This is a genomic window from Roseofilum sp. KMC-1, from assembly GCF_057802075.1.
In genome coordinates, this window is the sequence record NZ_CM173605.1 from 1,559,853 (window position 1) to 1,583,090 (window position 23,238).

Consider the following 23,238-nt stretch of genomic DNA (forward strand, 5'->3'; position numbering starts at 1 on the left):
CCAAATCAGTCCCATAATAGGTAATGATGGCTGTGTCATGGTTTAGTAATAACTGATTAACAAAGGAGGAATGATACCCATGAAACGATTGCTGCGCCTGTTGCCAGCTTTAGTAATTCTGATTGCTACTCTGATTACCATCAACACAGCACCTGCTACGGCTGTGTCTTTACAGGTTTCGAGTGCCCAGTTCCCCATCTTGGCTGAGGCGGATGTCCGCAATAAGGCTGATGATAAACTGGCGGAAATTGGCGATCGCATTGATTTGAATAACTCTAGTGTTAGATCCTTTCTAGATCTCAAAGGATTTTATCCAGTCTTGGCGACGAAAATTGTGAACAGTGGCCCTTATGAGAAGGTGGAAGATGTTCTAAAAATTGCTGGACTGAGCGATCGCCAAAAAGCCAGACTTGAAGCCAATTTGGATAAGTTTACCGTCACTGAACCCACAGAAGCTTTTGTCTATGGGCAAAATAATGTGAATAACGGTAACTATGACTAAGCATAACCACTCAGATTAAGGGGTCAGGATGATCTTGATGATCTTATAGATGTCTAGCTCAACCTGATAATTTTCTGATTAATGCTCCGTCTCAGTTTTTAAATTTGCCGATCCCAGTCTCTAGACTCTATAAGTTCATCAGAGACTGGGATTTTTCTTCCCTTGGCTCTGGTTACTTCCCTAAGAAGGTGTTATACTCAAAGTAGTTTATAAATTATCGAACCTAACAACGATTAGAAACGCGCATACTCTCAATCAATCGGTTACATAAACTACTGAAAAACTGCACTATCCTGGAGTATAGTACAATCTTGTTGCTTAATTCTTCTATTGGGTTGGATCTCGTTACAGCCAAACTGATATATAGGTAGCAAGATATAGATAAAACAAAAATAGCAGGTTCCTAATAGTCCCGCGCTCTTTCCCCATAGCTGTTGGTTCCTGATATCCTATTTGATGCGTTGACCCAAATTTCCTCTGGTTTTGATTAGCGGCCGCCCGTATCCCCTGTACTGTCAGGAGATCCGTTATCAGGAGGCTCATAGCCCTTGAACAGTTGCATGAGATCTTGATGGGGTCGCTCAACCTGAGTAATAGAGGAGTGGGCCCAACTTGGTTGAGAACAAGCGGCGATCGCTAATGTTCCAACTAATAGGATAGCTATGTGTTTGTCAAGGCTTAACTGTGTTCCCATACCCATAACCCTAGTTAACGCGAGACCTACTTTCAATTATACTAGCAATTTCACTGGCCGTTTTAGCGAATTTAACAATTATTGTTAATGGCTAAATCCTGGATGTTCCGTAGATATACGGTTGTCCTTTCAGGAGACTTACGATAAGTAGAAGTTCCGCACATCAGACTAGAGTCTGAGGATTTACGGAACCTTATTCTTTTATTCTGACCAGGCGGTTGAAAACCGGAAGCAATAGAGGCTTAATTCTAAAGACTTCATAAACCTTAACGGTTTTCTATGCTGAGGCCAAAAAATAGCGATTCTTACCCTGTAACTTAGCCTGGTACATGGCTTGATCGGCTGCTTTAATAAGGGACTCCAGAGTCTTGCCATCTTGAGGATAAACGCTAATGCCCAAACTTAAAGTGATCTGGAGATCTCGATCTTTGAGCATCAGGGGTTGAGTCACTGCCAGAATAATCTTCTCAGCCACCCGAATAGCGACAGACTGACTCGGAATTTGGGGTAAAAGCACCGTAAACTCATCTCCTCCGAGTCGAGCCACCGTATCACTACCGCGCAAACAAGTTTTCAGCCGTTTCGCCACTTCCTTAATCACCAAATCCCCTATATCATGGCCAAAGGTATCATTAATCAGCTTAAAACCATCTAAATCTAGAAAGAAAGTCGCCAGCATTTTTTCATTAGCCTGAGCATACACGAGAGCTTCTTGCAGTTTTTCTTCAAACAACTTACGGTTAGCCAACCCCGTGAGAACATCATGATTGGCCATATGGCGCATCTGGTCTTCTGAGAGTTTCAGTTCAGCATTGTGGCGTTTGAGATCTTCGGCTAACCGTTGTAATTCTGCTTCCCGTTCTTTTTGTTGAGTAATATCTCGGATCACACCCACCAAAAATAAATTTCCTGCTGCGTCTCTATGCAGCGTTCTTTTGGTCTCAATCACTCGATGAATTCCCCCAGAATCTGTAAATTCCTCTTCCTGTTTGCTGCTTTCCTGAGTCAGGAACAGGTTCTCATCTTGCTGCCAAAATTGTTCCGCTTCTTCCACAGCAAACAAATCATAATCGGATTTGTCCATTAACATTTCCAAGGGATACCCCACTAATTGAGAGTAGGCTTGGTTTAAGACAATCCAACGGTGGCTTTGATCTTTGACAAAGATAGGGTCGGGAATCGTATTTATAATCCCTTGTAGAAATTCCGTAGAGCGTTTGAGTTCCCCTTCTTGATGGGCAAAGTGAATTAGAATCATCAGGGATGAGCTAACCAAGCCGAACAGGGGAGGAATGAGGGGAAACCACCAACGAGCCAGAAATAGGATATAACAGGTTATCCAGAGAGTTCCCAGGGCCAGACCGGAACTGAGGGTTAACTGATAGGGTTCTCTCAACTTCCAAGCGAGAATTGCCCCTAATCCTGACCAAAGCAAAATCCACAGGCCTTCAATGGTATCCGGTAAGGTTCTCATCAGGGTTTGTTCCCCAATGGCCACATCTAAGATAAAGCTAATCAGATTGGCTTGAGCTTCGACACCGGGAACTGGATCGGGAGTGCTGTAGGGAATGGGAACAAAATCTTTGAGGCTAATGGCCGTTAATCCAATTAAAACAATGCGATCGCGAAATAAATTTGGATCGACCTCTCCATTCAAAACCTCAGAAATAGAAACCGTTGTAAAAGTATGGCGGGGGCCGCGGAAATCCGCTAAAAAGGGGTATCCACTGGCATCTTCCTTGACATAGGCTCCATCATAAGCATGAAAGGGATAGAAGACTCCTTGACCGAGTTGTAAGTATTCAGGATTGACCGATGCGGGTTCTTCTTCAATGCCAAGTTGCTCTAGGTATTTGAGGGCCAGTTGTAGGGCAAAACTTTTGTGAAGAGTATCTGTATGTACATAGAGTAAACCTCTACGCAGTTTCCCATCAACATCTAAGAGAACATTATTAAAGCCTATTTGGGTTTTCGGATCTAAGGCTGGAGGGGGAGGGATATGGGGCGCTTTTTTATCGGCCACACGCTCAATACCGACCAGATGCGGTAATTGTTCCATGACCTGTTGGAGTTGTTCATGTCCAGGATTTAGGGGTAAATCTCGATATAAATCTAAGCCGATGGCGTTGGGTTGGCTTCGATCGATAGTTTCCAGAAGAGTAGCTAAGGTGAAATCTGAAATTGGCCATCCCAGGTTTTGCAGGTCAGGTTCATCAATGCCAATAATAATAATCCGGTCATCTTTGGGTAAGGTAGGGCGAAGACGAACCAGGGTATCAAAGGTGATTAATTCGATCCCTTGTAAGAGACCAAAAAAGCGGAGGGTGAGGATCGCTAGAGTAATCCCAGAAGCGGTAAAAATGACTCGATGTTGATGGGAAAAGCGTCGGGTGAGCCGATGCCAAAAAGCCTGTATGGAAGTTGGATATGACACGGATCGGGTTCTAGATTAAGGAGAAGGGGATCGACCACAAAAGCAGGATGGCATATCCGGTTGTTCATTGTTAAAAACAATAGATGCACAGAACTAAAGGGGCAAAATCTTACTCCACACTTTTCCCAAAAAAGGGGTAAGGGTTGTGGGTTTTAAGGGATGAGCGTTTACATTCTCAATCGATAGGTTGGGATCTGAGGCCGGATACCAGGAGGAATCAATGGGGGCGATCGCACTTAAACCGAGGGTTAAGGCGATCGCATGAATAAAAATCCATCCCTTATATTGTAAACGCATAATCATCGCCCCTCAAACACTACCAATATCCTTTGTATGCGTTTTTTCCTCTGGGTAGTGTGATGGTTTCCAGAGCCAATAGGTGATTCGGATCACGGTTGGAGGAAGTTACGGGGGCCCTGATAACCGGAGAGATCGGCAATTTCATTGAGCGATCGCACTCCGGCATAGATTTCACCCTTAATTTGCCAACTGGGAAAGGCTTGAATACCCGCAGCTTTACATTGCTCGACTTGGGCATTTACGCCATCAGCAGCACATTCAACATAGTCAATTTTAGAGGCTGCCTCTTGACCAAACAACTCCTTCTGTTCATGGCAGTGGGGACACCAGTATGCGCCATAACTTTTGGCTCCAATGTTATTCAGATGTTCAACCAAGGCCACTTCAGCCGGGCCAGAAGTGGCCATCACTGGAGGAGGGGTTCCTGGAGCCGCTTGGGGATTATTCACACTGCCATAGACTCCTAGGATAGCCACCAAGGTAACCATAGCCACGGTTAACCCAGTAAAGGCTAATTGGCCGATATCTTCCCAAGCATGGCCGATGAGGGTGACCACAAATAGGGATAGAGATAGGAAGGCAGACATTAAACAGTAGGGACAAAAGGCCTCAATGGTGAAGGCCATGATATACATCAAATAGGCACTCCCGACGACCATCACCGTACTGGTGGCAAACATCAGGAAACGAGTCCACTGTTCTAGGGTATTTCGCAGTTCCTTGTTTCGATCGGGATTGATGAATAAGGGAGAGATGGCCAATATCAGCATCCCTGCATAGCCAAAAAAGCCGAACAGGGTCAGAGGTAGGCCAAATACAGTTGCATAGGGACTACCCAAGACCTCTTTACAGCCACTTGTGGGACATATGGCTTCTGTGCTACCCATAACCTCAGCGACGGTTAAAAATGCCGTTTCGATCGCCCCAATGGTAGCGATGGCAGCAGTAATGGGTCGAGACCAACGATGAATCCAGGGACTAGAACGCCTACGCCTCATAGCTTTAATTTCTTTATGGAGTAATAAACAATAGAGATATTTTGATTGCAGCATAAAAATCTTCGGCTTGCCACCTGAAACCGATTCAGGTTCAGCCTATTTTTCGGGGTTTAAAAATCCTGTGACCCCTGATAGCCTGAGAGTTTGGCTAACTGCTCTAAGGACAAATTGCCTTCATATTTTTCCCCCTTAATGATCCAAGTCGGATAAGCAGTAATTCCTGCCTGTTGACAGACTTGGGCTTGGGGAGCTGTTCGCCCTTCTGGGGAACACTCGACATAAACTGGAGCGGTTGGTGCAAGCAAAATTTGACTGACGGCTTCTTCTCCAAACCGTTCTTTTTGGGAATGGCAATGGGGACACCAATAGGCCCCATACATTTTAGCGCCGATCTTTTGCAGATGCTGGGCTAGGGCTAGACTCTCTGGAGTTGAGACCGTTTCTATGGGCGGACTTTCAGGGGCTGAAGCCTGAGCTTGAGCCGGTATGCCCAGGGAGTGATAGTCAATATTTTCCCAGAACAATAATCCGCCTGTAGATAGGCTGACACCCAATAGGGAAAGGGTCAACCTTTTGGACATCAGTTTTCGCCAAGGGTTCACAGATTCTCCTCCATTAATAGGGGTTTGACGACTGTGGATTGGGACTCGGATTTTATCCAGGATGTTTCCCTTCTCCACCGGTTGGCTCGATCGCAGTTAGTTTGGGATTAAACTGCGTTGGGCTGCTTCTACAAATTGACTGACTCGGTTGGGGTCAATGGGTTGATCGATTTGCCCGTGACGTTTGAGGGCACTGGCAATAATGACTCCATTGGCATAGGGAAGGAGGCTATTAATATTCTGCCAATCTGCTCCACTCCCTATAAATACGGAGGTTTCTGGGGCGAGTTGCTGGGCCAATTTCAGGTCTTCGAGATCGGGAGGCGTGCCGGTTGCTGCCCCGGAGAGGATGATGGCATCAGCGAGTCCTCGTTCGATGGTGTCTTTAATGGCAGACGCGAGGGGTTGATGGCCTAGGGGGTGTGCATGTTTGACGAGGACATCGGCGAGGATTTTTACGTCTGCTCCGAGTTCGCGACGATAGCGTAGGAGTTCGTTAGCTCTACCTTCGATGATGCCTTGATCGGTTGCCATTACGCCGGTGAGGACGTTGACGCGAATAAATGCGGATTCGGTGCAGGAGGCGATCGCCAGGGCACTGTGAGCATCATTTCGCAGCATATTCACCCCGATGGGTAAGGTGACGAGGTTTTTTAGGCGATCGATAATCAGGCTCATGGCACTCACCACGGCTGGATCGACCCGATCTTTGCTAAAGGGAGCATCAAAGAAGTTTTCGACCATGATGCCATGGACTCCGCCTGATGCTAGGGCTGTGGCTTCTCTTTCAGCCCTAGCAATGACAGCTTGCAGGTTCCCTCCCCACCGCGATGATGTTGGTAGGGGTAGAAGATGAACCACGCCAATAATGGGGTTTGAGGTTTGAAAAATCTTAGTTAAGTCCACCCGTTTTCTCTTTCCGGACTGATCGACAACAACTCCCAATGGGCTTCTCCGATCGGGTTCCTGCCACAGTGGTAAATGTTATGGGTTAGGAATCGCTCTTTCATTAGGTTATAGGCCTGCTCACAGAAACAAATAGAAAAATAAGCCAAGAGTGGCTCTCCAGTCAGGTTGACTTTAGGAGTTGCTTTTTACAGTTTAGACTTTTTATTGCCCTATCCTCTTTTCCCGGTCTACCGCAGCTCTATGCGCCACGGGTTGAAACCCGATTTCGTCACGTAAAGGCTTTCTGTTACGTCTGCGCCACGGGTGGGTTATTGACGATCTCCATGGTACTATAAAGCCGTCCTAGAAGGACGGGGTGTTAGAGCAAAGATTTTGATGATAATACCATTAGGCTTGATCTGTGGGATTTAATCACGCAAGGGGATAGCAAAATGCTCAGTTATCTGAGGGGAAGGGTTGACCAGATTCAGAGGCGATCGCCTAATCGAGTGATTCTGGTGTTGGAGGTCAATGGTCTGGGTTATGAGATCCAAGTGACTCGTCAATGGGCTGATGGGATCTCGGAGCATCAGAACAGTGAGGTTCAAGTGTTTACTCATTTGATGATTCGGGAGGAGCAGCCCCTGTTGTATGGCTTTGCTTCTTCGGCCGAGCGGGATCTATTTCGCCAGTTGGTGGGAGTTAGTGGCATTGGATCGCAGTTGGCGATCGCCCTTTTGGATACTCTGGGACTGTCAGATTTGGTTCAGGCGATCGTGACCGGTAATATTAAGCAACTGGTTCGCACTCCTGGAGTGGGCAGTAAAACGGCCGAACGGATTGCTTTAGAATTAAGAACTCAGTTATCCCAATGGCGAGGTGCATCTGGGGTGGTTCTGCCGGTTTCTAGTACCCTGCCTTCGGCTTTGCAAGAAGATGTGGAAATGACTCTTCTGGCTTTAGGATATAACCAGGAAGAAATTGCCCAAGCCTTGGGTGCATTAAGTCAGAAGCCTAATTTGATGAAAACTCAAGAGGCAGAAGATTGGATCAGGGAAGCCATCAGTTGGTTAAGTTGATTTCTGTTTTTCAGAGTGAATCCTTATGAACTCATCTATAAAGTTACCTAATTTCTTGATTATCGGTGTTCAGAAAGCAGGAACAACTTCTGTTTATAACTATCTAAAAGAACATCCTCAAGTCTATATGAGTCCGGTTAAAGAACCTAATTTTCTGGCTAGAGATCCCAACAAAGACCCCAAAGACATAAAGCCTATAGCCTCTCATAAAAACCGGATCGATACCTTTGAAAAATATGGTGAATTATTCCAAGGGGTCACCGATCAAATTGCCATTGGTGAAGCTTCACCGAATTATATGGCTAACTATCAAATCGTAACGCAGCAGATTAAGCATTATATTCCTGATGCCAAATTAATTGCTATTTTGAGAAATCCAGCCGATCGCGCCTATTCCGATTATTTGATGCATATTCGAGATGCTATTGGTCAGCCCAGAAGCCTCTCTGAACAAATTATCAAAAAAGGTAAGCAGTCTGCTACTCTCAAAAAAGGGTTTTATGGAGAACACTTAAGTTATTTTTACGATCAGTTTGATGCCAGTCAAATCAAGGTTTTTTTATATGAAGATTTGCAGCAAGATCCTCAAGGTTTAATGGAGCAAATTTATCAGTTTATTGGCGTAGATGAAACCTATACACCGGATACATCAAAAAAATCTCAGGTGGCGAAATTACCGAAAAATAAAACCCTCAATAAAATGCTGCACACTCATAATCCCTTGAGAAAAACCACAGCTCAAGTATTGAAAAATCTATTTCCAGCGCCTCTAGTGGAGAACTTTCGCCAAAAGCTAATGGACTTAAACCAATCCCAGGAAAAAATCCCCCCTCTGTCGGCTGAAGAACGTCAACAGTTAATTGAATTCTATCGTGAAGATATCCTCAAGCTGCAAGAGTTGATTAACCGTGACCTTTCCCATTGGCTCCTGTAGCTGATTCATTTGACCCAAAGCTTGATTAAAACTGAAAATTTGTGTTATAGTATAAAATTGCTAAATTTTGATGGATTACACCAAAAGAATACCCTATGAGTCTCACGCAAACCCAAAAACATCAAATTATGGCTGAGTATCAGGTTCACGAAACAGATACGGGTTCAGCAGATTTACAAGTAGCAGTTTTGACTGAACGGATCAACCGTTTAAGCAATCACTTGAAATCAAATAAGAAGGATTATGCCTCCCAGCGAGGTCTGATGAAACTGATCGGGCAACGCAAGCGTTTATTAGGTTACATCAATCAAACAGACCAAGACCGGTATAAAGCGTTAATTAGTCGTTTGAGTATTCGAGGCTAGAGAAATTATCCATGTCCCCTGAACCCGATCAAAAGGCTGAGTCGGTGGCGAAGGAACGGTTGCCTTTTGAGCCAAAAACCAGCCGTAAAAAAAATCGCTCTACTCCTTCATCTCCCCCTAGGGAATCCAAGTCATCTCAAGAGCCTGGGCAACGAACCCCTATTCGTAAGGAAGACCGAGTGATTCCTGAAGCGGTGAGTCAACGGATGATTAGGCGTATGGCTTTGTTGTCTGGTGTACCGACTGCTCTGGGAGTATTAACGTTTGTGGTCAGTTATTTGATTTTGACGCGAACGGAATTCGATTTACCCCATGTTGCTGTGGTGTTGGTGAGTATGGGTTTCTTTGGACTGGGTGTCCTCGGTTTAAGTTATGGGGTACTCTCAGCCTCTTGGGATGAAAATCGGGTAGGAACTCTGCTCGGTTGGCAGGACTTTACCCAGAATTTAGGCAGAACGATCGCCGCGTGGCGATCGGTCAAACCAGATTAAGTATTCAAAATAACCCTATCGAGTCAGGATAATCAACTATGATTGTAGTAATGAAAAGCGGTACACCGACCGCAGAAATTGACCGAGTGAGTGATGAACTAAGCGCCTGGGGACTTACACCAGAAAAGATTGTGGGCCAGCACAAGGTGGTGATTGGTTTAGTTGGGGATACGGCGGATCTAGACCGGGAAAGAATCCAAGAATTGAGTCCTTGGATTGAATTAGTATTGCGCGTTGAACAACCCTTTAAGCGGGCTAGTCGGGAATATCGTCATGGTCAATCCTCAGATGTGATTGTTTCTACCCCTCAAGGAGAGGTTCCTTTTGGTGAAAGTCATCCTCTGGTCGTGGTGGCTGGCCCTTGTTCGGTAGAAACAGAGGAAATGATTACCGAGACTGCCCTGCGGGTGAAAGCGGCTGGGGCGAAGTTCCTGCGCGGTGGCGCTTATAAACCGAGAACCTCTCCCTATTCCTTCCAAGGCCATGGGGAAAGTGCCCTAGAACTGCTGGCCGCCGCACGGGAAAAGAGCGGCTTAGGAATTATTACGGAAATTATGGATACTGCGGATATTGACGCAGTATCAGAAGTAGCCGACATAATCCAGATTGGGGCCAGAAATATGCAAAATTTTGCCCTACTCAAGAAAGTGGGAGCGCAGGATAAGCCCGTTTTACTTAAGCGGGGGATGGCAGCCACGATTGAGGATTGGTTGATGGCGGCTGAGTATATTTTGGCGGCGGGGAATTCCCAGGTGATTTTGTGCGAGCGCGGTGTTCGCACGTTTGACCGTAAGTATACGCGCAATACTTTAGATCTGTCGGTGGTTCCCGTGTTGCGGACGCTGACCCATTTACCGGTGATGATTGACCCGTCCCATGGTACGGGATGGTCTCAGTATGTACCGGCAATGGCGAAAGGGGCGATCGCCGTGGGGGCTGACTCATTGATGATTGAAGTACATCCCAACCCCTCCAAAGCCCTCTCCGATGGGCCCCAATCTCTCACCCCCGATCAATTCGATCAACTGATGAAAGAATTGGCGGTAATTGGTAAGGCAGTCGATCGCTGGTCTATCCCAGAAACCGTTCTTGCTTAAGCCCTTCAGCAGCGATCGCCAGGTGAAAATGGGGGTAGATGGTAAACCATCTACCCCCATTTTTAGTGAAATAAACTATAATTAAAACTGAAAGTAATAATAGTTTGGGTTATTATTCACCTTGTTTACTGCTATTCCCTCCCCCACTCGCTTCTCTGAAGTGCCCGCAGATCTCTTTGAGGCGATCGCCACCCTCAAACAAGAACTCAACGCCATCATCCTCGCTCACTACTACCAAGACCCCGATATCCAGGACATCGCCGACTACATCGGCGACTCCCTCGGCTTATCCCGCAAAGCCGCCCATACCGACGCAGAAGTCATCGTCTTTGCCGGAGTTCACTTTATGGCCGAAACCGCCAAAATTCTCAACCCCAATAAATTGGTACTTTTACCAGATCTCAATGCCGGTTGCTCCCTAGCCGATAGCTGTCCAGCCGATGCCTTCGCCGCATTTAGAGCCTTATATCCCGATCACTTAGTCATTTCCTACATTAACTGCACGGCCGAAATTAAGGCCATGAGCGACATTATCTGCACCAGCTCCAACGCCGTCCAGATAGTACAACAAATTCCCGCCCACCAACCCATCATTTTCGCCCCCGATCGCAACTTGGGGCGCTATGTCATGGAACAAACCGGGCGGGATCTCCTCCTCTGGGATGGCAGTTGCATCGTCCATGAAACCTTTTCTGAAAAGAAAATCGTGCAACTAAAAATCCAGCACCCCGAAGCCGAAATCATCGCCCATCCCGAATGCGAACCCCCCGTACTGCGCCATGCCGATCATATCGGTTCCACCACCGCCTTACTCAAGTATGCCCAGATGAGCAGCAGCCCAGCCTTCATCGTCGCTACCGAACCGGGAATCATCCATCAAATGCAGAAAGAAGCACCCCACAAACAATTTATTCCCGCTCCCCCCATGAACAACTGCGCCTGTAATGAATGTCCCCACATGCGGCTCAATACCTTAGAAAAACTCTACTTCGCTATGAAAAACCGGACTCCAGAAATCACCCTACCCGAAGATATTCAAATAGCTGCTTTACGTCCCATTCAACGAATGTTAGAAATGACTTAATAATTAATTATTAACAATTACCTCTCCCTTTTAGTTGTAGTCCATTTGCAGTCAATTTGTAGGCTGGGCAATGCCCACCCTACGATTTTTTTGTTCGATCTAATTCTGACTTCAAAATTGAGTTAAACCCCTTAAAATCAGCCGATTGACCACATCCGGATACTCATCATGGGGACAATGACCCGCATTCGGAATCGAGATAAACTGAACATCTGCACGGGTTTGAGCTAAACGACGATAGAGTTTACCTGCACTAATAGGAGTCCAAGGGTCATCTTCTCCCCACAAAACCAATAAAGGCTGCTTAACTTGGGGTAATAGCTCTTCTGGTTTCGGCCCTGGAGGAGCAGTTAGTACCGAAGCAAAAACCTTTTGCGCTCCTGGATCGCAAGATGGCTGATAAAGTAAATCCACTAACTCATCCGTAATGGCCTCAGAAGACATATAAACTTGATGCAGCGTCCTGCGAATGCGATGTTTTTGCCGCACCTGGTTAAACAGAAACGGCCCCGTTATGGGGGAACTAACCAAACGGGTAAACGCTCCCATCACTATCCGTAAAGGTAAATTCAGCTCTTCCGGACGGTGGTTCAACCCTCCCGCGCAGTTAATTAAAATGCCAGCCTTTCCCCGCTCTGGAGTTTGGGCTAGAATCATTAAACTCAACAGTCCACCAATTGAATTACCAATCCATACGGCCGGCTGTTGAATGTGAGTTGCCCAAAAGTCTTGCAGTAGGGTATACCAGAGATCCAAGGAGTAGTCTAAGGGAGGTTTATCTGAGGCTCCAAACCCTAGTAAATCTAGAGCAAACACTTGATATCCAGCTTGGGCTAAGGTGGGGATATTATTGCGCCAATGGCCCACACATCCCCCAAAACCATGAACTAAGACTAAGGGAATACCCTGACCCTCAACTGTATAAATAATGTGGTAGTTTTGCCAAAGCCAGGTTTGAGGAGTTAAAGGATTTCGGGATAAAAGTTGAGTAGTCATAGATTTTTAAATTAGAGTCTAGGATCTTAGTAGGTCTACTGATTGAAGTTTAAACCCTTTTTACAGTTTAGGCATTAAGGTTATAGAGCTGACAAAGGCAATTAAATGGCTCATTTATTGAATATACCTTATGATGAGAATTAGGAAGGTCAGTTCTCTTAAGCTCTCTGAATCAGAAGTTACTCCACTCTATGACTTTCATTTTCGATTCTTAATAATTGTTTATGATTATATTGGAGAGTTCAGAGCTGTACTTATAATTTTATTTTGCAGCTCACCCAGCTTGTATGAAAAAACATGAGCAATTCTTCTAATTCTAAGCTATGCCCCCAACTATTAGTCGTTGATGATTTTCCGGAAAATCTACGGCTACTGAAAACAGTTTTACAACAACAAGGTTACGAAGTTCGTTTAGCTGCTAATGGTAAATTTGCTTTAACTAGCCTTGACCATTTCCAACCCGATTTAATTTTGCTCGATATCATGATGCCGGAAATGAATGGGTATCTTTTTTGTCAAACTCTTAAAAAAAATCCTAAAACTTCTGATATTCCAGTCATTTTTTTGAGCGCACTTCAAGAAGGTACGGATAAGGCAAAAGCATTTCAACTCGGAGGAGCAGATTACTTAACAAAACCCTTTCAAGTTGAAGAACTTTTAGCTAGAGTTAAACATCACCTAGAGCTAAGGAGCTTACAAAGAGAGTTACAGATTAAGAACAAAGTTTTAGAAGATAACAACAAGGAATTGCAAAAAACTCAAAAACAAATGAGTTTAATGCTGGATGTCACGAAAATTATCAATGATGTTTTTGATGTTCAATCAGCCATTTCTCAAGTTCTCAATCGAGTATGTAATCATATTTTATGGGATCATGCAGAAGCCTGGATTCCCGATCGGGAGCAAACTTTATTAACTTATGTTCCCTGCCTAGAAAATGGGAATAACCAATTTCAAGAATTCCAAAAAGAAAGCACTCAAATGACTTTTGCTCGTAATCAAGGTTTGCCTGGTAGAATTTGGCAATCTCAAAAGCCGGAATGGATTGATAATTGTTGCGATTGTTCAGAGGAGTTATATTTTCGTAAAGATTTAGCTAAACGATCGGGATTTAAATCGGTGTTTGGTGTCCCTATTATTGCGAATCAACAGGTATTAGCTATACTGGTTTTTTATAAATTAAATTTTGAAGTTCGCAAGGATGATTTGGTGGATTTAATTCAATCAGTTGTGAATCAGTTGGCTTCACCTCTGGAAAAATCAAAACTGTATCAAAAACTGGAAGAAGCGAATCAAGAATTAGAGTATTTAGCTCATCGAGATGGCTTAACTCAAGTGGCTAATCGCCGGGTATTTGATTCGGTCTTAGAACAAGAATGGTTACGGATGAAACGGGAACAGAAATGTCTATCTTTAATTTTATGTGATGTAGATTATTTTAAGAAATATAATGATTTTTATGGACATTTGTTAGGGGATGATTGTTTGATTAAAATTGCCGGTGCTTTGACGAAAGCAGCTCGAAGACCAGGGGATTTGGTGGCTCGATATGGTGGAGAAGAGTTTGCTATTATTTTGCCCAATACGAATGCTAAAGGAGCTGGGGAGGTGGTTCGTTATGTACAGAAAGAAATTGCCAATTTGCAGATTCCTCACCAGGGTTCTGAGGTGAATCCATATGTAACTTTGAGTTTAGGAGTGACCAGTATAATTCCTACCGATCAATGGTCAGTGAAGTCTTTAATTAATGCTGCGGATCAGGCATTATATGAAGCAAAACAATTGGGAAGAAATCAATTTTGTTCTCGTTCTTTGGATCTCTTATCTGTTGATGAAATATAAGATGATTTGGTTCTAGACGAATGTGACGATTTTGGATAATATCCTCTTACCCGCTCCCATTGGAGAATCGAATATTTATATTAGTGCGGATACGAATCGGGAAGAAAGTCACATAAATAATGTCAGGATTGAGAATAATCAAGTCCCTGGCAATATTGTGGTTAAAGCTTCCTCTTATTTCTTGTTTGTTTTACCCAACTTCCAATCTTCTCCACCGGGTAGTAATGTTAAATTATGCTTAATAATTGCTGACAAATTATTAGCAGGATGACTGTAAGTTAATGCTAAGAAGCTCTGAGCTGTTGCGATTACAGAATTTATATCGACCATTTCTTCTAGTTGAAACGGGCTATAAACGCCATCTTCAACCTCTGCGCTGGCACTATCAATCGCAGATTCTATGGCGTTTTTTAAAAGTTCTTCCCATTCATCTTCTTTGATAAAATAAGAGGTTTTATTGGGTCTTAAATTCAAGTCTTGAATTTCAACGATCGCATAGCGGATAGAAGCTGCCCAGGAATTGGTTAAACGCTCTTCTACCTGATTTTTAATCAAGTGGATTAACATCACAATTAAATAGGATTTTATTTTTCTGATGATGTCTTTTTTGCTCATGGCATCGAGTTCGTCAATAATAGCTAAGGCATCGAGATTTCTGCCTTCGATGATGCAAGTTCTTAAATCTATTAATTCTTGAGTTGTCATTCGTGATTTTCTCCTGAAATCAACCTTGCTATTTAGGAGTTGCTCCTACTATGGAAAATTATATCGGGGGATAGGGGGGATTTTATGGCGATCGCTCCTAGTGTGCTGTAAAATAAAAATGATAATCATTCCAATTACAGTCTATGATGATTCTAGCCAAGAGAGTCAGTCTCTTAACCATCGCCGTTTTCACCGCTCTATCTGGGGTTAGTTGTGTGGCTAACTCTAGCATTGAACCCACTACAGGGGAAAATACAGCCGTTGTGGAAGAGCAGGACGAGTTGGAGGTAGTGACCACATTTTTACCGATGACCGAATTTACTAAGGCCGTGGTCGGCGATCGCGCCCAAGTGAGACAATTACTACCGACCAATGTTGGACTCCATGACTACCAAGCCAAACCGGCGGATGTTCAAGCGATCGCCCAAGCAGATATTTTAGTCAAAAACGGTTTAGAACTAGAATTTTTCTTAGATGACATGATTAAAAATGCTGAGAATAGCGATTTAATCATTGTTGATTCGAGTTCCGGCATTGAACCTTTGGGGTTGACAGAAAAAGACCATGGACATAACCATGATGACCATGAGCCTGAACACGATCACGATCATGGAGAATTCGATCCCCACATTTGGCTCGATCCCAAACGAGCCATTCAGCAAGTTGAAAATATACGCGATGGTTTAATTGCTGCTGATCCAGAAGGACAAGAAATTTATACTCAAAATGCTGCGGTTTTTATCGAGCAACTCAAAGCCTTAGATGCTCAAATTACTGAACAACTGAAACCTTACGCCGGCCAAACCTTTATCACCTTCCATGATTTTGCCAGTTATTTCGCTCAGAGCTATGGTCTGAGCGCTGAATTTTTAGTGGACATCCCCGAAGAAAACCCCTCTCCTGAAGATGTGCGTCGTTTGATCGAAATTGTGCAAGCTGAACAGATCAAAGCCTTGCTGCAAGAACCAGGAGTGGAAACTAAAACCTTTGAAACATTAGCTCAAGACCTCAAAATCAAAGTTAGCATTTTCGATCCCATTGAAGCTGGAGAAACAACCAGCACTGAACCGACGGTCTATTTGAGAAGGATGGAAGAGAATGCGACTAATTTAGTCGAAGCTTTAAGTGACTAATCTCTTGCGGTCTAAGGTTCAAAGTTAAAAATAAACCAAAGGATTGCTAAAATTGGGAAGCGATCGCAGATCATAGAAGGAGAACCATACAAGGATATACATTAGGAATGCTCAAGCAACTGGATCTGGATCGCTCTCTCGACAAGCACCGCTACAAAACCGAAATAGAAGATCTCATGCAACAGTTGCGATCGCTTCAACATGCCTGTTGGGAAAAAAAATTACCCATGATTATTGTGCTTGAAGGGTGGGCTGCTGCTGGGAAAGGCGCTCTGGTCAAAAAAGTTCTTGGGTATATGGACCCCAGGGGATTTGCGCTGCATCCCATTTGGCCGCCCAATGCCGAAGAAAAAAACTATCCTTTTCTCTGGCGATTTTGGCGCAAAATTCCCCACTATGGCAGCATTGGCTTGTTTTACCATAGCTGGTATACCCATGTTCTCGAAGACCGGCTATTCGATCGCTCTCAGGAATCTCAAGTTCCCGCCTTGATGCGCCATATTAACGCTTTTGAGCGGCAAATGAGCGATGAGGGTTGTGCGATTGCCAAATTTTGGATTCACTTGAGCAAAAAAGAACTCAAGCAACGGCTCCACGCTTATGCTAAAGACCGGCTCAATGCTTGGCGAGTCCGGGATGAAGATTGGCAACAGGTCAAACGGTATGATGACTATCAAATGTTAGCTGAAGAAATGATTGTTCAAACCAGCACCGGGTTTGCCCCCTGGACATTAGTCGAAGGTAACTGTCAACGTTGGGCCCAAGTCAAAGTATTGCAAACCGTTGCCGCTACCCTGCGAGAAGCCCTAGACCGTCGCCAAAGTTTACTCATTCCCGCTCCTTTGCCTCCCCAAGAGCATTTAGAACCCACAGAACCCGATTTTCTAGGGCGGGTAGATTTGGGCGCTTCCTTATCCAAGAAAGAATATCAGAAACGGCTGAAAAGAGCCAAGGTAAGATTACAGGAATTACAACTCAAGATTTTTAAGGGTAAATTGCCCGTATTGGCAGTATTTGAAGGATGGGATGCAGCCGGAAAAGGGGGAGCCATTAAGCGCTTAACCGATAATCTAGACCCCCGCAGTTATGAAGTGAGAGCATTTTCTGCACCCACGGCTGAGGAAAAAATGCATCATTACCTGTGGCGGTTTTGGCGGGATTTACCTACGGCGGGCAAGATTGGTATTTTTGACCGCACCTGGTACGGTCGGGTTTTAGTCGAACGGATAGAAGGTTTTGCCACCGATACCCAATGGCGCAGGGCTTATCGTGAAATTAACGAGTTTGAGGCGATGCTGACGGATGCGGGCTATGTGTTGGTTAAGTTTTGGCTTCATATCAGTCCAGAGGAGCAGTTAAGACGGTTTGAGTCTCGTCAGGATGACCCCTTTAGGCGCTATAAGTTAACGGAGGAAGATTGGCGCAACCGCGAAAAGTGGGGATTATATGAGGTAGCGGTGAATCAGGCTATTGGGCGCACCCATACCCCCAATGCTCCTTGGACAGTCGTTCCTGGCAATGATAAACTTTATGCACGGGTGAAGGTGTTAGAGTCAGTGATTGAGGCGATCGAATTGGGTTTAAAGCGTTAACCTATCTTGGCTCCAAATCCCCGATTCATTTGTAATAGACTAGAAATCAATCCTTTATCTGACCGGTCATGATCCTTGATTCGCCTGATTATCAAGATGTGGAAGCCGTTTACAGGGGAAGTCGTACTCTAGTCTATCGTGGGATACGCAAGAGTGATCGCCAACCCGTTATCATCAAAATTCTCCGCAATCCTAACCCCACATTTAACGAGTTAGTTCAGTTTCGTCATCAATATACCATTACTCGTAATTTGCGCCATCCCCATATTATGGAGCCTCTAGCCCTAGAGCGCTATGGCAATGGCTATGCTCTGATTATGCCCGATTTAGAGCAATGTTCTCTTCTAGAGTATTGGAAACCAGGCGATCGTCTGCTGCACGATTTTTTGCAAATTTCCATTCAACTCACCCAAGCCTTACATTATCTTCATCAACATCATATTATTCACAAAGATATTAAACCAGCCAACATCCTGATCCATCCCCAAACTCATCACATCAAACTGATTGATTTCAGCATTGCCAGTTTACTGCCCAAAGAACACCAACAACTGATTAATCCCCAGGTACTAGAAGGAACACTTGCCTATGTTTCCCCAGAACAAACCGGACGCATGAATCGGGGAATTGACTATCGCACTGATTTTTATTCTTTAGGAGTCACTTTTTGGGAATTACTGACAGGGGAATTACCCTTTCACAGCACCGATCCCATGGAGTTAGTCCATTGTCACATCGCTAAAATTCCCAATATTTCAGCAATAAAAAGAACTCGGCTTACCCAGGAAATACCCCAGGTTCTTGCTGATATTATCCTCAAGTTAATGGCCAAAAATGCAGATGATCGATATCAAAGTGCGTTGGGTTTACAGTATGATTTAGAACATTGCCAACAACAGTTAGAGGAAACAGGAACAATTAGCCCATTTCCGATTGCACAACGGGATATCTGCGATCGCTTCATCATTCCCGAAACCCTCTATGGAAGAAAAAACGCCATTAAAACCCTCTTAGAAACCTTCGATCGCATCAGTAAACAGCATACAGAAATGATGCTCGTATCTGGATTTTCAGGCATTGGCAAAACTGCCGTCATTAATGAAGTTCACAAACCCATTACCCGACAAAATGGCTATTTTATCAAAGGTAAATTTGATCAATTTAATCGTCATCTTCCCCTCTCCGCATTTGTGCAAGCCTTACGAGACTTAATCAATCAACTTCTATCCGAATCTGATGCCCAGATTCAGCAGTGGAAAAGCCAAATCTTGCAAGCAGTTGGTGATAATGGATCGGTTTTAATTGATGTCATTCCAGAACTAGAACAAATCATTGGCCAACAGCCTTCCGCCCCTGAACTTTCAGGTGTTGCTGCCCAAAATCGGTTTAATTTACTCTTTGAAAAATTTATAGCTATTTTCAGCAATATCAATCATCCTTTAGTCATTGTTCTCGATGATTTACAGTGGGTCGATTCCGCTTCCTTGCAGTTAATAAAAATCTTAATGAATAGCCAGCTTCATTTACTCTTATTGGGAGCCTACCGAGACAACGAAGTTTCCCCCATTCACCCCTTTATCCTCATGGTAGAACAACTAAAAAGCCAAGGAAAAACCATTACCACTTTAATCCTAGAACCCCTCAGCTTCGCCAATCTCAATCAATGGGTAGCCGATACCTTACAATGCTCCCTGGAGCGATCCTATCCTCTCACCACCTTAATTGAGCGCAAAACCAAAGGAAATCCCTTTTTTATCACTCAATTTCTCAAAACCTTACATGAAGATGGATATATTCAATTTAATCATCACCAAGGCTACTGGCAAGCCAATTTAGGCGCAATTAATGAGCTGTCTTTAACCGATGATGTTGTTGAATTTATGTCAGCAAAGTTGCAAAAATTTCCTATTGAAATACAAAATATACTAAAAATCGCATCTTGTATTGGGCACTCATTTGATATTCCTACTTTAGTCACCGTAACCGATCATTTAAATCTAGAAACTTTACCTATTTTATGGAAAATTGTACAAGAAGGATTAATCGTTTTACCAGACCAATCCTATAAATTTTATATCACGCTTAATTCTTCAGAAAACCAGGATGATTCTCTCAATTCTATTGATCGCAATTCTCTCGGTTATTGCCGATTTTTGCATGACCGTGTACAACAAGCTGCTTATAATCTAATTCCTGATGTAGAAAAGCCTCAAATTCATTATCAAATTGGACAACTTCTCTTAGAAAAAATATCACCAGAACAGAGAAGAGAACATATTTTTGAAATCGTTAATCAATTAAACTATGGAGCAGCATTAGTTACTGAACCAGATCGCAAACAGCAGTTAGCTCAACTCAATCTCATTGCCTGTCATAAAGCGCGGTCTGGAGCCGCTTACCAATCCATCCGTAACTATGCAGAAATCGGATTAAGTTTACTCGGTGATCGAGGATGGAAAACAAACTATAAAACCACCTTGTCATTGCATGAATTTGCCGCAGAATCAGCCGCTACATTGAGTGAATTTGATTACATGAATCAATGGATTAATCAGGTTATTTTTCACACTGAGGAATGGTTGGATCAACTGGATTGTCATCTCATTAAAATTCAAGCCTTAACCAGTCAAGGTTTACTCTTGGAAGCCATCTCTTATGGAGAAAGTTTATTGCAAAATTTAAGTGTATTTTTCCCCCAAGAAGTAACCCCAGAAATTCTGGAATCTGAAATAGAAATCATTAACCAAATTATCGGCGATCGTACCCTAGAAGACTTACTACAATTACCTTCAATGGTAGATGTCCAAAAATTAGCACTCATGAAGATTGCCATCAGAATGATTCCTGCTTGTTATTTAGCAAATTCCCCTTTCTTTCCCTTATTAGCTTGTTTACAAGTAAAACTCTCCCTTCAGTATGGGAATGGTGTCCTATCTTCAACAGGATATGCAGACTATGGGATCTTTATTCTCACCTTCAAAAAAGATGTCAGAAGAAGCAATATGTTTAGTCAATTAGCTTATCAATTAGCTTGCCAAGAAAAAGATAAAAACATCCCAGCCGTTACCTTCGTTCCGGTAGGGCTTTACCTGTATCATTATCAATTTCATTTGCGAGAAAGTTTACTAATTTTCCAAGCCGGTTATCAAGCTGCTCTTGAAGTTGGAAAAATTGAATATGTGGGTCATCATAGCCAAGGATTATGTGTCAACTCTTATTGGTCTGGTCAGTCCTTAGTAGACTTAGAAGTACAAATTCAAGCTTATGTACAGATGACCAGAAACTTAAAATTAGCTCTCTCCGAAAAATATTGCACGGTTATCTGGGAAGCCATTCTTTTTCTTTTAGGAAAACCCAGTAAAATTAAGTTGATATCAGCAGAATATGAAAGTGATCATATAAATTTTCATGAATCCTTTGATGCTGATGATAAAACCGGTAATTTATACTTCTATTTACACCGAGCAACTTTAGCTTTTATTTTAAATAACATAATCTTGGCTCAAGCAGATATTGAACAAGCAAAGCAGTATCTGCCTGGAGGAATTGCTAGTATTTGTGAAGCAGGATACTATTTCTATGACTCTCTGATTTTATTGTCTACTTGCTCTGAGTCATCAGAAGATTGTCAACAGAAACTAGAACAAGTTCAAAATAATCAGGAACATCTAAAGCTTTGGTCATCCTATGCTCCCATGAATTTTTTACATAAATGGCAATTGGTAGAAGCAGAAAAATATCGGGTTTTAGGTCAAAATTATCAAGCGGGAGATTTCTATGATCGATCTATTTCTGGAGCGCGAGAACAGGGTTATCTTCAGGAGGAAGCATTAGGTAATGAACTCGCAGCTAAGTTTTATCTCCATTGGGGAAGAGAAAAAGTAGCATCGGGATATATGCAAGAGGCTTATTATAGCTATTCCCGTTGGGGTGCTAAGGTAAAAACGCAGGAACTAGAGGCTAATTATTCTCAACTTTTACATCCTATCTTAGAGCCTCCCTCTGTACCCTCGAAAACAAACCCAGATCAAATAAATATAACCCATAACAGTTTAAATACAATTTCGTCTACTACTCCCCTATTTGATCTGATTTCTGTGATTAAAGCCTCACGGATTATTTCAGAATCGATTGAACTGAATACATTACTCTCTAAGTTAATGTCTATTGTTTTAGAAAATGGGGGAGCTGATACTGGAGGGTTGATTTTAAATCAGTCTGAGCGATGGGAGGTTGTCGCTTCTTGTAGGGAAGGAATGTGTCAGATAGTCAGTGTTAGCTTAGAAGAAACGTATTGGTTTCCCAAAACCATTGTTAACAGGGTTAAAAGAACCGAAAAAATACTAATTATTAACAGCACTAAGCTGGAAAAAAGCTTAGTTAAAGATCCTTATTTTAGAGAGAATTCTCCCAAAAGCTTATGTTGTTTGCCGATGCTGAATCAGAATAAGTTGATGGGAATTCTCTATTTAGAAAATAGTTTTTCTGAAAATGCTTTTACTCAAGAGCATATGGATACGCTTAATCTGTTAACTGCTCAAGCGGCCATTTGTATTGAAAATGCCCGACTATATCAACGTTTGGAAGACTATAATAAAACTTTAGAAAATAAAGTCAGTCAAAGAACAGAGGAACTAGAACAAAAAAATAGGGATTTACAACATACTCTAAAAGAGCTACAGGTGACCCAAGGTCAATTAATTCATTCGGAAAAAATGTCAAGTTTAGGACAAATGGTTGCAGGTATTGCTCATGAAATCAATAATCCGATTAGTTTTATTGCCGGTAATATTAGTCATGCTCGTGATTATTTGCAAACCCTATTTGAGGTGATTAAATTCTATGAAGAGGATCATCCCTATCCTAGTGAAATATTGAAGGCAAAACTAGAAGAGAGTGATTTATCTTTTTTAGAGGAAGATTTTAATAAAATATTGATGTCAATGAAAGTGGGTAGCGATCGCATCCACAAAATTATTCGGGGTTTGCGTAATTTTGCTCGCTTAGATGAGTCAGAGTTCAAGGAAGTTGATATTCATGAAGGGTTAGAAAATACATTGATGATTTTACAGCATCGCCTTCATCGTTCTGAAGATCGCCAAGAAATCCAGGTAGTCAAGACTTATGGAGAGTCATCTTTAGTGTACTGTTATGCCAGCCAATTGAATCAAGTCTTTTTGCATATTTTGACGAATGCGATTGATGTTTTAGTTACAGCAAAAATGAATCGCGCTCCAGAAATTCGGATTAAAACGGAAGTAGTCAATGAACAAATGGTGCGAATTTCGATCGCCGATAATGGCCCAGGAATTCCTGAAAGCGATCGCCAGAAGGTCTTTGATCCTTTTTTTACTACTAAACCAGTTGGTCAAGGTACAGGTCTTGGTTTATCGATGAGTTATCAGATTATTACGGAGCAGCATCATGGAAAATTACACTGTTACTCAGAGCTGGGACAAGGCACAGAATTTGTGATTGAGATTCCGATACACTACTGTTAAG

At 43.0% G+C, this 23,238-nt stretch carries 19 protein-coding genes; 11 read left to right on the top strand and 8 right to left on the bottom strand.

Annotated elements, in window-relative coordinates; all coding sequences use genetic code 11:
- The first annotated feature begins 79 nt into the window (after nucleotides 1-79).
- Nucleotides 80-502, top strand: a complete 423-nt coding sequence (gene psbU / locus AC3FZD_RS07270) for a photosystem II complex extrinsic protein PsbU (protein WP_488739485.1) — start codon at nucleotides 80-82, stop codon at nucleotides 500-502.
- 487 nt (nucleotides 503-989) lie between these two features.
- On the opposite strand, the gene AC3FZD_RS07275 is transcribed toward psbU, so the two are convergent.
- The 6 genes from AC3FZD_RS07275 to btpA all read right to left on the bottom strand — a co-directional run bounded on the left by AC3FZD_RS07275 (nucleotide 990) and on the right by btpA (nucleotide 6,436).
- Nucleotides 990-1,202 carry a hypothetical protein gene (locus tag AC3FZD_RS07275; RefSeq protein WP_488739486.1) on the bottom strand — a complete coding sequence of 71 codons (213 nt, stop codon included), beginning with the start codon at nucleotides 1,200-1,202 and terminating at the stop codon, nucleotides 990-992.
- Nucleotides 1,203-1,473: 271 nt separating this feature from the next.
- Entirely contained in the window at nucleotides 1,474-3,630 is a 2,157-nt protein-coding gene (locus tag AC3FZD_RS07280) for a CHASE2 domain-containing protein (protein WP_488739487.1), read from the bottom strand.
- 93 nt (nucleotides 3,631-3,723) lie between these two features.
- Nucleotides 3,724-3,933 carry a hypothetical protein gene (locus AC3FZD_RS07285; protein ID WP_488739488.1) on the bottom strand — a complete coding sequence of 70 codons (210 nt, stop codon included), beginning with the start codon at nucleotides 3,931-3,933 and terminating at the stop codon, nucleotides 3,724-3,726.
- Between the two features lie 86 nt (nucleotides 3,934-4,019).
- On the bottom strand, nucleotides 4,020-4,982 hold the full coding sequence (locus AC3FZD_RS07290) for a vitamin K epoxide reductase family protein (protein WP_488739489.1): 963 nt from the start codon (nucleotides 4,980-4,982) through the stop codon (nucleotides 4,020-4,022).
- A gap of 56 nt (nucleotides 4,983-5,038) precedes the next feature.
- On the bottom strand, nucleotides 5,039-5,530 hold the full coding sequence (locus AC3FZD_RS07295) for a protein disulfide isomerase family protein (RefSeq protein ID WP_488739490.1): 492 nt from the start codon (nucleotides 5,528-5,530) through the stop codon (nucleotides 5,039-5,041).
- Between the two features lie 96 nt (nucleotides 5,531-5,626).
- On the bottom strand, nucleotides 5,627-6,436 hold the full coding sequence (btpA, locus tag AC3FZD_RS07300; protein WP_488739491.1) for a photosystem I biogenesis protein BtpA: 810 nt from the start codon (nucleotides 6,434-6,436) through the stop codon (nucleotides 5,627-5,629).
- A gap of 434 nt (nucleotides 6,437-6,870) precedes the next feature.
- On the opposite strand from btpA, the gene ruvA reads away from it, so the two are divergent.
- From ruvA to nadA, 6 genes are all read left to right on the top strand, one after another.
- Nucleotides 6,871-7,497 (top strand): Holliday junction branch migration protein RuvA, encoded by a 627-nt coding sequence (ruvA, locus tag AC3FZD_RS07305; protein ID WP_488739492.1) that lies wholly within the window; start codon nucleotides 6,871-6,873, stop codon nucleotides 7,495-7,497.
- A 25-nt stretch (nucleotides 7,498-7,522) separates the two neighbouring features.
- The gene (locus AC3FZD_RS07310; RefSeq protein ID WP_488739493.1) at nucleotides 7,523-8,431 is read left to right on the top strand and encodes a sulfotransferase family protein; all 909 of its coding nucleotides are present in this window, start codon (nucleotides 7,523-7,525) and stop codon (nucleotides 8,429-8,431) included.
- Between the two features lie 95 nt (nucleotides 8,432-8,526).
- Entirely contained in the window at nucleotides 8,527-8,796 is a 270-nt protein-coding gene (gene rpsO / locus AC3FZD_RS07315) for a 30S ribosomal protein S15 (protein ID WP_488739494.1), read from the top strand.
- An 11-nt stretch (nucleotides 8,797-8,807) separates the two neighbouring features.
- Nucleotides 8,808-9,287, top strand: coding sequence for a PAM68 family protein (locus tag AC3FZD_RS07320; protein WP_488739495.1), 480 nt, complete (start codon nucleotides 8,808-8,810; stop codon nucleotides 9,285-9,287).
- A gap of 38 nt (nucleotides 9,288-9,325) precedes the next feature.
- The gene (gene aroF, locus AC3FZD_RS07325; protein ID WP_488739496.1) at nucleotides 9,326-10,384 is read left to right on the top strand and encodes a 3-deoxy-7-phosphoheptulonate synthase; all 1,059 of its coding nucleotides are present in this window, start codon (nucleotides 9,326-9,328) and stop codon (nucleotides 10,382-10,384) included.
- 121 nt (nucleotides 10,385-10,505) lie between these two features.
- On the top strand, nucleotides 10,506-11,468 hold the full coding sequence (gene nadA / locus AC3FZD_RS07330; RefSeq protein ID WP_488739497.1) for a quinolinate synthase NadA: 963 nt from the start codon (nucleotides 10,506-10,508) through the stop codon (nucleotides 11,466-11,468).
- A gap of 111 nt (nucleotides 11,469-11,579) precedes the next feature.
- Here nadA and AC3FZD_RS07335 read toward each other — a convergent pair whose 3' ends face one another.
- A complete protein-coding gene (locus AC3FZD_RS07335) occupies nucleotides 11,580-12,464 on the bottom strand; it encodes an alpha/beta fold hydrolase (RefSeq protein WP_488739498.1) in 885 nt (294 codons plus the stop codon).
- 297 nt (nucleotides 12,465-12,761) lie between these two features.
- On the opposite strand from AC3FZD_RS07335, the gene AC3FZD_RS07340 reads away from it, so the two are divergent.
- Complete coding sequence (locus AC3FZD_RS07340) at nucleotides 12,762-14,306, top strand: diguanylate cyclase domain-containing protein (protein ID WP_488739499.1); 1,545 nt, start codon at nucleotides 12,762-12,764, stop codon at nucleotides 14,304-14,306.
- Nucleotides 14,307-14,480: 174 nt separating this feature from the next.
- Here the strand turns inward: AC3FZD_RS07340 and AC3FZD_RS07345 are convergent, their stop codons facing one another.
- On the bottom strand, nucleotides 14,481-15,011 hold the full coding sequence (locus AC3FZD_RS07345; protein WP_488739500.1) for a DUF29 family protein: 531 nt from the start codon (nucleotides 15,009-15,011) through the stop codon (nucleotides 14,481-14,483).
- Between the two features lie 143 nt (nucleotides 15,012-15,154).
- Between AC3FZD_RS07345 and AC3FZD_RS07350 the strand changes: the two genes are divergently transcribed.
- The 3 genes from AC3FZD_RS07350 to AC3FZD_RS07360 all read left to right on the top strand — a co-directional run bounded on the left by AC3FZD_RS07350 (nucleotide 15,155) and on the right by AC3FZD_RS07360 (nucleotide 23,237).
- Complete coding sequence (locus tag AC3FZD_RS07350) at nucleotides 15,155-16,144, top strand: metal ABC transporter solute-binding protein, Zn/Mn family (RefSeq protein ID WP_488739501.1); 990 nt, start codon at nucleotides 15,155-15,157, stop codon at nucleotides 16,142-16,144.
- 107 nt (nucleotides 16,145-16,251) lie between these two features.
- On the top strand, nucleotides 16,252-17,736 hold the full coding sequence (gene pap / locus AC3FZD_RS07355; protein WP_488739502.1) for a polyphosphate:AMP phosphotransferase: 1,485 nt from the start codon (nucleotides 16,252-16,254) through the stop codon (nucleotides 17,734-17,736).
- A gap of 68 nt (nucleotides 17,737-17,804) precedes the next feature.
- Complete coding sequence (locus tag AC3FZD_RS07360) at nucleotides 17,805-23,237, top strand: AAA family ATPase (protein WP_488739503.1); 5,433 nt, start codon at nucleotides 17,805-17,807, stop codon at nucleotides 23,235-23,237.
- Nucleotide 23,238 lies beyond the last annotated feature (1 nt).

Bases quoted from the DNA above. Each gene is read 5' to 3' on its own strand.
- psbU (WP_488739485.1), top strand. From the start codon at position 80: ATGAAACGATTGCTGCGCCTGTTGCCAGCTTTAGTAATTCTGATTGCT.
- AC3FZD_RS07275 (WP_488739486.1), bottom strand. From the start codon at position 1,202: ATGGGTATGGGAACACAGTTAAGCCTTGACAAACACATAGCTATCCTA.
- AC3FZD_RS07285 (WP_488739488.1), bottom strand. From the start codon at position 3,933: ATGATTATGCGTTTACAATATAAGGGATGGATTTTTATTCATGCGATC.
- AC3FZD_RS07290 (WP_488739489.1), bottom strand. From the start codon at position 4,982: ATGCTGCAATCAAAATATCTCTATTGTTTATTACTCCATAAAGAAATT.
- ruvA (WP_488739492.1), top strand. From the start codon at position 6,871: ATGCTCAGTTATCTGAGGGGAAGGGTTGACCAGATTCAGAGGCGATCG.
- AC3FZD_RS07310 (WP_488739493.1), top strand. From the start codon at position 7,523: ATGAACTCATCTATAAAGTTACCTAATTTCTTGATTATCGGTGTTCAG.
- rpsO (WP_488739494.1), top strand. From the start codon at position 8,527: ATGAGTCTCACGCAAACCCAAAAACATCAAATTATGGCTGAGTATCAG.
- AC3FZD_RS07320 (WP_488739495.1), top strand. From the start codon at position 8,808: ATGTCCCCTGAACCCGATCAAAAGGCTGAGTCGGTGGCGAAGGAACGG.
- aroF (WP_488739496.1), top strand. From the start codon at position 9,326: ATGATTGTAGTAATGAAAAGCGGTACACCGACCGCAGAAATTGACCGA.
- AC3FZD_RS07335 (WP_488739498.1), bottom strand. From the start codon at position 12,464: ATGACTACTCAACTTTTATCCCGAAATCCTTTAACTCCTCAAACCTGG.
- AC3FZD_RS07340 (WP_488739499.1), top strand. From the start codon at position 12,762: ATGAGCAATTCTTCTAATTCTAAGCTATGCCCCCAACTATTAGTCGTT.
- AC3FZD_RS07345 (WP_488739500.1), bottom strand. From the start codon at position 15,011: ATGACAACTCAAGAATTAATAGATTTAAGAACTTGCATCATCGAAGGC.
- AC3FZD_RS07350 (WP_488739501.1), top strand. From the start codon at position 15,155: ATGATGATTCTAGCCAAGAGAGTCAGTCTCTTAACCATCGCCGTTTTC.
- pap (WP_488739502.1), top strand. From the start codon at position 16,252: ATGCTCAAGCAACTGGATCTGGATCGCTCTCTCGACAAGCACCGCTAC.
- AC3FZD_RS07360 (WP_488739503.1), top strand. From the start codon at position 17,805: ATGATCCTTGATTCGCCTGATTATCAAGATGTGGAAGCCGTTTACAGG.